At 64.1% G+C, this 9,795-nt stretch carries 9 protein-coding genes; 2 read left to right on the plus strand and 7 right to left on the minus strand.

All coding sequences use genetic code 11. The features are described from left to right. Positions 1-62: 62 nt before the first annotated feature. Both CDQ92_RS06195 and CDQ92_RS06200 read left to right on the plus strand, forming a co-directional pair. Positions 63-1,931 (plus strand): DEAD/DEAH box helicase, encoded by a 1,869-nt coding sequence (locus CDQ92_RS06195; protein WP_088440625.1) that lies wholly within the window; start codon positions 63-65, stop codon positions 1,929-1,931. Between the two features lie 183 nt (positions 1,932-2,114). Continuing rightward, on the plus strand, positions 2,115-3,098 hold the full coding sequence (locus tag CDQ92_RS06200; protein ID WP_088440419.1) for a quinone oxidoreductase family protein: 984 nt from the start codon (positions 2,115-2,117) through the stop codon (positions 3,096-3,098). A gap of 94 nt (positions 3,099-3,192) precedes the next feature. Here CDQ92_RS06200 and fghA read toward each other — a convergent pair whose 3' ends face one another. From fghA to CDQ92_RS06235, 7 genes are all read right to left on the minus strand, one after another. After that, positions 3,193-4,041: an S-formylglutathione hydrolase gene (gene fghA, locus CDQ92_RS06205; protein WP_088440420.1), complete on the minus strand. Its 849-nt coding sequence runs from the start codon at positions 4,039-4,041 to the stop codon at positions 3,193-3,195. Then, on the minus strand, positions 4,038-4,541 hold the full coding sequence (locus tag CDQ92_RS06210) for a prolyl-tRNA synthetase associated domain-containing protein (protein WP_088440421.1): 504 nt from the start codon (positions 4,539-4,541) through the stop codon (positions 4,038-4,040). Before CDQ92_RS06210 ends, fghA begins: the two co-directional genes overlap by 4 nt. A gap of 16 nt (positions 4,542-4,557) precedes the next feature. Further along, on the minus strand, positions 4,558-4,935 hold the full coding sequence (locus CDQ92_RS06215; protein WP_088440422.1) for a VOC family protein: 378 nt from the start codon (positions 4,933-4,935) through the stop codon (positions 4,558-4,560). 51 nt (positions 4,936-4,986) lie between these two features. Next, positions 4,987-5,847 carry a formyltetrahydrofolate deformylase gene (gene purU / locus CDQ92_RS06220; protein WP_188682311.1) on the minus strand — a complete coding sequence of 287 codons (861 nt, stop codon included), beginning with the start codon at positions 5,845-5,847 and terminating at the stop codon, positions 4,987-4,989. A 130-nt stretch (positions 5,848-5,977) separates the two neighbouring features. Next, positions 5,978-7,090: an S-(hydroxymethyl)glutathione dehydrogenase/class III alcohol dehydrogenase gene (locus CDQ92_RS06225; protein WP_088440424.1), complete on the minus strand. Its 1,113-nt coding sequence runs from the start codon at positions 7,088-7,090 to the stop codon at positions 5,978-5,980. A gap of 378 nt (positions 7,091-7,468) precedes the next feature. Beyond that, positions 7,469-8,848, minus strand: a complete 1,380-nt coding sequence (locus CDQ92_RS06230; protein ID WP_088440425.1) for an L-serine ammonia-lyase — start codon at positions 8,846-8,848, stop codon at positions 7,469-7,471. Between the two features lie 207 nt (positions 8,849-9,055). Then, positions 9,056-9,670 carry a superoxide dismutase gene (locus CDQ92_RS06235; protein ID WP_088440426.1) on the minus strand — a complete coding sequence of 205 codons (615 nt, stop codon included), beginning with the start codon at positions 9,668-9,670 and terminating at the stop codon, positions 9,056-9,058. Positions 9,671-9,795 lie beyond the last annotated feature (125 nt).

Here is a 9,795-nt window from a genome sequence, read left to right on the forward strand (position 1 = left end):
CATTGAGCCCCTTCTATCGGCCCGTCACCGCACCGGTGACCGCCTATGTTATTGAGATAATAATGACTTTCGAAAATCTTTCCCCCGTCCTTTCGGACGCCCTGACCGCGCGCGGCTATGAAACGCTCACCCCCGTTCAATCGCAAGTCAGCGAAGATCAGGCCAAGGGCCGTGACCTGCTCGTTTCCGCCCAGACCGGGTCGGGCAAGACCGTCGCCTTCGGCCTCGCGATGGGTGACGAACTGCTCGAAGATGGCCGTATGCCCTACGCGACCTCGCCGCTCGCGCTAATCATCGCTCCGACCCGCGAACTCGCGCTGCAGGTCAGCCGTGAGCTCAGCTGGCTCTATGCCAAGGCCGGCGCGCGCATTGCAACCTGCGTCGGCGGCATGGACGCCAGCAAGGAACGCCGCGCGCTCGGTCAGGGCGTGCAGATCGTCGTCGGCACCCCCGGGCGCCTGCGCGATCACCTCGAACGTGGCGCGCTCGACCTCTCGGCGCTGCGCGTCGCGGTACTCGACGAAGCCGACGAAATGCTCGACATGGGCTTTCGCGACGATCTTGAGGAAATACTCGACGGCACCCCCGCCACCCGCCGCACGCTCTTGTTCTCGGCGACGATCCCCAGTCCGATCGTACAACTCGCCAAGCGCTACCAGACGAACGCGCTGCGCATTTCGACCGTTGGCCAGGACCGCGGCCATGGCGATATTGCCTATCAAGCCGTCACCGTCGCCCCCGCCGATATCGAAGGCGCGGTCGTCAACCTGCTCCGTTTGCATGACGCCGAAACGGCGATGCTGTTCTGCGCGACGCGCGACAATGTCCGCCGCCTACACGCGAGCCTGGTCGAGCGCGGGTTCGCCGCGGTCGCGCTGTCGGGCGAGCATAGCCAGAACGAGCGCAACGCCGCGCTGCAGGCGCTCCGCGATCGCCGCGCCAAAGTCTGCGTCGCGACCGACGTCGCCGCGCGCGGCATCGATCTGCCGACGCTCAGCCTGGTCGTCCACGTTGAAATCCCCCGCGATGCTGAAGCATTACAGCATCGTTCGGGCCGCACCGGTCGCGCGGGCAAAAAGGGTACCGCGGTCATCATCGTCCCCTATCCGCGCCGCCGCCGCGTCGACGGCATGCTGCGCGGCGCGCGGATCGAGGCCGAATGGATGGACGCTCCGACGGCCGCTGACGTGCGCAAGCGCGATCAGGAACGGTTGATGGAGAAATTGCTGACCCCCGTCGAGCATGAGCCCGAAGATATCGAATTGGCGCAGCGCCTGATGGCCGAACGCACCCCCGAGGACATCGCCGCTTCGCTCGTCCAGGCGCACCGCGCGCTGATGCCGCCGCCAGAGGATCTGATCGACAACGGCCCGCGCGGCCGCGACACCGCTGGTCGGCCCGAACGCGGCGAACGCTTCGAGCGTCCGGAACGCGGCGCCGGTGGTGATCAGCGCGAAGGGTTCGAGGACAGCGTCTGGTTCCGCCTCAACATCGGCCGTCACCAGAATGCCGATCCGCGCTGGATCCTGCCCCTGCTCTGCCGCCGCGGCCATGTCAGCAAGAACGAGATCGGCGCGATCCGCATTGGTCCCAAGGAAACGATGTTCAACATCCCGCGCGCCATTGCCGATCGTTTTGCCGAGGCGGTGATCCGCAGCGCCAACGAAGATGGCGAAGACGACAGCGGCGTCGCGATCACCCCCGCACCCGACGGCCCGACCTATCCGCCGCGCCGCGATAAAGGCGGCCATGGGGGCGGCCATAGCGGCCCGCGCGACGGCGCCCCGCGCAGCACGCTGGGCCGCGCGCCCAGCGGCGATCGCAGCTATGGCGAACGTCCGCGTGGTCCCGGTGGCCCCGGCGGCAAGCCCACCGATCGTTACAAGCCCAAACCCTTCGGCCAGCGCAGCCCGCGCCGTCCTTCGAAGTAAACTCGGCCTCTTTCGTCATTACGCCCCCGGCGAAAGCCGGCGAAAGCAATCCAGAACCGTCTTGCACCATTCTGGATTGCCGCGTCGTCGTCGGCTCCTCGCAATGACGCGCGAAGTGATCGCACCACCCTTGCGTCCTGCCGCTCGGCCCACCAGATGGATCGGACAGCAGGAGAGCGGCGCATGCAAGCCATCGAAGCCTTTATCGAAAGTCAGGGCGGACCTGAAGTCATCGACTGGCGCGAGGTAGCGCTTGGCGAACCCGGCCCCGGCGAGGTGCTGCTGCGCCAAACCGCGGTCGGACTCAACTATCTCGATACCTATCACCGCGACGGCACCTATCCCGTCCCACTGCCCAGCGGCCTTGGCGTCGAATCCGCCGGTGAAGTGATCGCCGTCGGCGAAGGCGTCCACGGCTTCCAGCCCGGCGATCGCGCCGCGACCTTCGGCCCCGAGCGCACCGCCTATGCCAACGCGAGGCTGGTTAGCGCAGCGTCGCTGTTCAAGCTGCCCCCCGCTATCGACGACGAAACCGCCGCGGCCGCGCTCCTGAAAGCGTGCACAGTGGAAATGCTCGTCGAACGCTGCGCGAAGGTCGAGGCAGGCTGGCCGGTGCTGGTCCACGCCGCCGCGGGCGGGGTCGGACTGATCCTCGTCCAGTGGCTGAAGGCGATCGGCGCGACCGTCATCGGTACTGTCAGCACCGAGGCAAAAGCGCACGCCGCGCGCGAGGCCGGCGCCGATCACGTTCTGATGTACAAAAGCGACGACGTCGCCGCGCATGTCCGCGAAATCACCGACGGCCAAGGCGTGCCCGTGACCTTCGACGGCATCGGCATGGCGACATGGGACGTATCGCTTAAGGCGACCGCGCGGCGCGGCTTGATTGTCAGCTATGGCAATGCCGGTGGGCCGGTGACCGGGGTGAACCTGGGCGTGCTCGCGCAGCATGGCTCGCAATTCGTCACCCGCCCTACCCTGTTCGACTATTATCTCCATGCAGGCGAACGCGCCGCGGGCGCGGCGCGCGTGTTCGAGATGATCGAGAGCGGCGCGGTGAAGATTACCGTCGGGCAGCGTTACGGGTTACAGGATGCGGCAAGGGCGCACGCTGATTTGCAAGCGGGGCGCACGACAGGCTCGACGCTGCTGATTCCAGAGCATTGATAACGTCACTCCTGCGAAGGCGGGGGCCGTTGTCGGCCTTACCCTTCGTCGCTGAGTAAACTTCCAGCGGTCCCCGCCTTCGCGGGGACGACGATCACGCCTTCAGCCGCTCCGCATGCCACCCAACATGCTCGGCCAGAAAGGTCGAGATGAAATAATAGCTATGATCATACCCCGGCTGCAGCCGGATCTCGGCCTTCTGCCCCGCCCGCTCGCACGCCTCGACCAGCAAATGCGTCTTGAGCTGATCGGTCAGGAAATTATCGGCGTCGCCCTGATCGACGAGCAAATCGGCTACGCGCGCGCCGTTCGCGATCAACGCGCAGGCGTCATAAACGCCCCATGCCGCGCGATCCTCGCCGAGATAGTTCGATAACGCCTTCTCACCCCAAGGGCATTGCAGCGGCGCGACGATCGGCGAGAAGGCCGATACCGAGCGAAACCGGTCGGGCGTTCGCAGCGCCACCGTCAGCGCGCCGTGCCCGCCCATCGAATGGCCGGTAATCCCCTGTCGCGTCATGTCGGCGGCAGCGAATTCGCGCAGGATCAGCGAGGGCAGTTCGTCCTCGATATAGGACCGCATCCGGTAGTTCTTCGCCCAGGGTTCTTCGGTCGCATCGACATAAAAGCCCGCGCCCAGCCCGAAATCCCAGGCTCCCTCGGGATCATCGGGAACACCCTCACCGCGCGGAGACGTATCGGCCGCGATAAAGATCACGCCATGTTCGGTGCAGGCGGCGCGATATTCGCCCTTTTCCATCACATTGGCGTGGGTGCAGGTAAGCCCCGACAGATACCAGAGCACCGGCAACTTCGCGCCTTCCGCATGGGCGGGCACGAAGACCGCAAAGGTCATGTCAGTGCCGGTGGTAGCGCTGGCGTGTTTGTACACGCCTTGCGTACCGCCATGGCTGCGAACGGTGGAGAGGGTTTCGATGGTCATGGATTGTCCTGCACTGGAATGGGGGCGACCACAGGATCATGCCCCCAATGGCGCAGCAGGTCCAGTATCGCGCCGCCCGCTAGCGCAAGCGTCGCAGTGTTGCGGAGCGGGTGGACGTTGACCAGATCGGCGTCGGCTAGCGGCGCGTCGAGCACCACCGTAATGCTTCCCGGCACCGCATTGATCGCAGCGAGCGGGGTCACGGAACCCGGCGTGATGCCGAGCAGGCGCGCCATATCCTCCGCCTTGCCGAAACTGACATGTTTGCATCCGATCGCGGCGGGCAATCGCTTCAGGTCGACCCGCGCGTCGGACGGTACGCTGATCAGCCAGAACGCCCCGCCCTTGTCCTTCAGAAACAAATTCTTGGTATGGGCACCCGGCATCGCGGCGTGCACCGCGTCGCTCTCCGCCACGGTGAACACCGCGTCATGGTCATGTTCGGCGAAGAGGATGCCGAGCGCACACATGTCCGCTCGCAATCCCGCTTCGCCGCGCATCAATCTTATCGTCCGCTTACAGGCGCTTCAGCGCGCACAGCTTGTTGCCGTCGGGATCGCGCAGATAGGCGAGATAAAGCTGGCCAAAGCCACCTTCGCGAATGCCCGGCGGGTCTTCGATGCTGGTGCCGCCCGCGGCGACGCCGGCATCGTGCCAGGCCTTGGCCTGCGCTTCGTCGGCCATCGCAAACCCGATGGTGCAGCCATTGCCCGCGGTCGCCGGTTCGCCGTTGATCGGCGGCGTCACCAGGAACAGGCCGTCATTGTGCATATAGATCAGGCGGCCCTTGTCGTCCTGAATCCCCGGCTTGCCGCCGATCGCCTGGAAGGTCGCATCATAAAATGCCTTCGCCTTCGCCACGTCGTTCGTGCCGACCATATTGTGACTGTACATCGCTCTCTCCTATTTTCGTTGCGAATCGATACCGATCTTGTGCCAGCCTTCTCAGCGGAAGACTACCGTCTTGCGTCCGTCGATCAGCACCCGCTGTTCGGCGACCCAACGCACCGCTTTCGCCAGCACCTGCGCCTCGACATCGCGGCCGATACGGATCAGATCCTCGACAGAATCGCGATGATCGACGCGCTCGACCGCCTGTTCGATGATCGGGCCTTCGTCGAGGTCACTGGTGACGAAATGCGCGGTCGCGCCGATCAGCTTGACCCCGCGCTCCTGCGCCCGGTGATAGGGTTTGGCGCCCTTGAACCCGGGCAAGAAGCTATGGTGAATATTGATGCAACGCCCCGCCAGTTTCCCCGACATGTCCTGCGACAGCACCTGCATATAGCGCGCGAGCACCAGATAGTCGGCGCCGCTGCGCGCCATCAGGTCGAGGATGCGTACTTCTTGCTCGGCGCGATTGGCATCGCTGACCGGGAAATGGTGGAACGGCACGCCATGCCATTCGCTTAGCCGCCGCTGATGCTCGTGGTTCGACACGACCGCGACGATATCGATCGCGAGATTGCCGGTCGACCAGCGGTGGAGCAGGTCATTGAGGCAATGGCTGCCCTGCGACACCGCGATAACGAAGCGCGGCTTTGCGGAGCTGTCGCTGATCCGCGCGTCCATCGCAAAGCGGTCGACGATCGGCGCGAACGCCGCCTGCACGCCCGCCAGCCCCTCAGGAAAGCGCGGCCCCGCGCCGCGAAAGGCGACGCGCATGAAGAAACGCCCCGAATCGAGGTCGGCATATTGCTGGCTGTCGAGAATGAAGCCGTCGCGCTCGGCGAGCAGGCCGGTAACGGCGGCGACAATGCCAACCGCATCGACGCAGCTGAAGGTCAGGACATAGGGTCCGGTCAATTCGATGCTCCCAAATTCACGTCATTGCGAGCGAAGCGAAGCAATCCAGGGCGGTTTACGCGGCTCTGGATTGCCGCGTCGCCTTCGGCCCCTCGCAATGACGAACCTTGGCGCCAGACGAAACTGCTTTTTAGTAAATTACCACGCTACGGATACTCTCTCCCGCGTGCATCAAATCAAACCCCTTGTTGATGTCCTCCAGCCCCATGACATGGGTGATCATCGGGTCGATCTCGATCTTGCCGGTCATGTACATATCGACGATCTTCGGCACATCGGTGCGGCCCTTGGCGCCGCCGAACGCAGTGCCGCGCCAGTTGCGCCCGGTGACGAGCTGGAACGGACGCGTCGCGATTTCCTTGCCCGCCTCGGCCACGCCGATGATGATCGAGGTGCCCCAGCCGCGGTGGCAGGCCTCGAGCGCAGTGCGCATCACCTCGGTATTGCCCGTGGCGTCGAACGTGTAATCGGCGCCGCCGTCGGTCAGCTGGACGATCGCGGCGACCGTGTCTTCGCGGCTCATGCCCCTGCTATTGAGGAAGTCGGTCATCCCGAACTTGCGGCCCCATTCCTCGCGATCAGCGTTGATGTCGACGCCGATGATCTGCTTCGCACCCGCCAGCCGCGCGCCCTGGATCACGTTGAGGCCGATGCCGCCGAGGCCGAAGACAACGACATTGTCGCCGACCTGGACCTTCGCGGTGTTGATCACCGCCCCGACCCCGGTGGTCACGCCGCAACCGATATAGCAGGCGGGCTGGAACGGCGCGTCCTCACGGATTTTGGCGACCGCAATCTCGGGCAGCACGGTGAAGTTCGAGAAGGTCGAGCAGCCCATATAATGGAAGATCGGCTGGCCCTTGTACGAAAAGCGCGTCGTGCCGTCGGGCATCAGCCCCTTTCCTTGAGTGGCGCGGATCGCGGTGCAGAGGTTGGTCTTGCCCGACAGGCAGCTTTTGCACTGGCGGCATTCGGGGGTGTAGAGTGGGATGACGTGATCGCCGGGGACAACGCTGGTGACGCCCGCGCCCACCTCGCGCACAATGCCCGCGCCTTCATGGCCGAGCACACTCGGGAAGATGCCCTCGCTGTCGAACCCGTCGAGCGTGTACGCGTCGGTGTGGCAGATGCCCGTCGCCATGATTTCGACCAGCACCTCGCCCGCCTTCGGGCCTTCGAGGTCGAGTTCGACGATTTCGAGCGGCTTCTTCGCTTCGAACGCTACGGCAGCGCGGGTCTTCATTTGCGGTCTCCTTCTCGGCGCTCCCAATCAGGCAAATGGAGCGGCAATGCAAGATGCTCGTAGCCTCGCTCTCATCCCTCACGTCGCCACGCTGAACATGTTTCAGCATCCATGCCCAGACCTCTCGTCGAGCGCCGCGCCGAAGGAAGCGACAGACCATGGATGCTGAAACGAGTTCAGGATGACGAGAATATCAACGTCGCACACGGCTCACCGCCCCACCATCGCCACCCCGGACTTGATCCGGGGTCCATGACTTCAGCGCCGCCGTCGATCCCGGATCAAGTCCGGGATGACGATGAGGTTTGAGCAGATCAGCCTGAAGCAGCAGATTTTGTTACAAACATGAAGTGAAACCGGAGCTTGATCGCTAAAAGCTCAACACTCCACCACACTAACCGCCAGCCCGCCCTTCGACGTTTCCTTATACTTGTCTCGCATATCCCGCCCCGTTTGCAGCATCGTCGCAATCACCGTGTCGAGGCTCACGACATGCGTGCCGTCGCCGATCATCGCGATGCGGCTCGCGTCGATCGCCTTGATCGATCCCATCGCATTGCGTTCGATGCACGGGATTTGTACCAGCCCGCCGATCGGGTCGCACGTCAAGCCGAGATTATGCTCCATGCCGATCTCGGCGGCGTTTTCGACCTGCGCGTTTGTGCCGCCCAATGCCGCGGTCAGCCCCGCCGCCGCCATCGAGCAGGCGACTCCGACTTCGCCCTGGCAGCCGACTTCGGCGCCCGAGATGCTGGCGTTGCGTTTGTAGAGCGCGCCGACCGCGCCCGCAGCGAGCAGGAAGGTGCGCACCCCCGCATCATCGCCGCGATAGCCGCGGCGGTAGAAGCGGATCACCGCGGGGATGATCCCCGCCGCGCCGTTGGTCGGCGCGGTGACGACCTTGCCGCCCGCAGCATTCTCCTCGTTCACTGCCATCGCCCACAGGTTGATCCAGTCCATCATCGCGAGCGGGTCGGTCAGATTTTGTTCGTGGCGGTTGCGGATGTCGTCGGCAATCTGCGGCGCCCGGCGCTTGACCTTCAGCCCGCCCGGCAGAATGCCGGTGCTGCAGCAGCCCGCCTCGATCGACGCGTCCATGGCGCCCGCAATCGCATCGAGCCCGGCGTTTACTTCGTCGAGGCTACGATGCACCAACTCGTTTTCGAGCATCATTTCGGCGAAGCTTTTGCCCGACGCGGCGCCCATGCTCAGAAGGTCGGCGCCCGAGGTGAAGGCGAAGGGCAGCTCAACCTCATCCTCGGCGCCCCGGCTGTTGCGCCCCGCCTCATCCTCGTCGACGACGAAGCCGCCGCCGATCGAAAAATACATCCGCTTGGCGAGGATTTCGCCTTCGGCCTCGCGTGCGGTGAAGCTCATCGCGTTGCTGTGGAACGGCTGGCGCTGGCGCATCTGGAAATGCAGGTCGCGCGCGGGCTGGAAGCGGACGCGCTGACGGCCGAGCAGGTAGAGAAAACCTTCGCTGGTCGCGCGATCCCAATGCGCCTTAATCGCGGAGAGGCTGGTGCTGGCAGGAATCTCGCCTGCCAGACCCGCAACGATCGCGGTGTCGGCGGCGTGGCCCTTGCCGGTCAGCGCCAGCGATCCATAAAGATCGGCTTCGACGTGCACGGTCCGATCGAACAGGTTCTGCTCGTCGAGCCAGACGGTGAAACGGCGGGCCGCGACCATCGGACCCACGGTGTGTGAGCTCGACGGTCCGACACCGATTTTGAAGAGTTCGAAGAGGCTGATTGTCATGACGGCGCCTATAGAGGCGGCACCGTCATCACGATAGATACCAGTTCAAATTTCGTTACGGCATCCGCGAAATCCTCCCCGTCGCGTAGCGAAGGGGAGGGGGACCAACGAAGGTGGTGGCGGGGCGACGACGTTGTGCCATTGCACCTCCGTCAGCGCTTCGCGCTGCCGCCTCCCCATCGCTGCGCGAGAGGGAGGATCATTCGGTTACGCCGGATAGGTCCAGGTCGTGTCGCGGGCGAAATTCTCTGCCGCGAAGTCCCAGTTCAACAGCTCATCGACCACCGCATCGACATAGGCCGGACGCAAATTCTTGCGGTCGATATAGTAAGCATGTTCCCACACGTCGATCACCACCAACGGCTTGATGCCAAGGGTCAGCTCGGTGCCGGCGTCGTGGGTGTCGGTGACCGACAGCGTGCCGTCGCGTGACACCAGCCAGGCCCAGCCCGATGCGAAATGATTGACCGCGGTTTCCTTGAGCTTCTTTTTCAGATCGTCGAGCGACCCGAAATCGCGAGTGATCGCGGCGAGCAGGTCGCCTTCGGGCGCGGTCTTTGCCGGGCTCAGGCTGTTCCAGTAAAAAGCGTGGTTCCACGACTGGGCGGCGTTGTTGAACAAGCCCTTGTTGCCCGCGCCCTCGGCATGGTGGACGATTTCTTCGAGCGGCTTGTCGGCGAGTTCGGTACCTTCAATTGCGGCATTGACCTTGTCGACATAGGCCTTGTGATGCTTGCCATGATGCGTCGCGAGCGTGTCGGCCGAAATATGCGGATCGAGCGCATCCTGCTTGTAGGGCAGCGGGGGAAGAGCGATCGTCATGGCAGTCTCCGTTGTTTTTTCAGAGGGGATGAGGGGTTAAACTCGGTATCGGGGCGCGGGGTTGCAAGGTTTGGGCGGGGAATTTTTCCTTTCGCCCGCTCCCCTTCAGGGGAGGGGGCAATGAG

This window comes from Sphingopyxis bauzanensis (assembly GCF_002205675.1).
GTDB lineage: Bacteria > Pseudomonadota > Alphaproteobacteria > Sphingomonadales > Sphingomonadaceae > Sphingopyxis > Sphingopyxis bauzanensis.

Coding starts and splice junctions, on each gene's coding strand:
- CDQ92_RS06195 (WP_088440625.1), top strand. CDS start 63: ATGACTTTCGAAAATCTTTCCCCCGTCCTTTCGGACGCCCTGACCGCG.
- CDQ92_RS06200 (WP_088440419.1), top strand. CDS start 2,115: ATGCAAGCCATCGAAGCCTTTATCGAAAGTCAGGGCGGACCTGAAGTC.
- fghA (WP_088440420.1), bottom strand. CDS start 4,041: ATGACCATCGAAACCCTCTCCACCGTTCGCAGCCATGGCGGTACGCAA.
- CDQ92_RS06210 (WP_088440421.1), bottom strand. CDS start 4,541: ATGCGCGGCGAAGCGGGATTGCGAGCGGACATGTGTGCGCTCGGCATC.
- CDQ92_RS06215 (WP_088440422.1), bottom strand. CDS start 4,935: ATGTACAGTCACAATATGGTCGGCACGAACGACGTGGCGAAGGCGAAG.
- CDQ92_RS06225 (WP_088440424.1), bottom strand. CDS start 7,090: ATGAAGACCCGCGCTGCCGTAGCGTTCGAAGCGAAGAAGCCGCTCGAA.
- CDQ92_RS06230 (WP_088440425.1), bottom strand. CDS start 8,848: ATGACAATCAGCCTCTTCGAACTCTTCAAAATCGGTGTCGGACCGTCG.
- CDQ92_RS06235 (WP_088440426.1), bottom strand. CDS start 9,670: ATGACGATCGCTCTTCCCCCGCTGCCCTACAAGCAGGATGCGCTCGAT.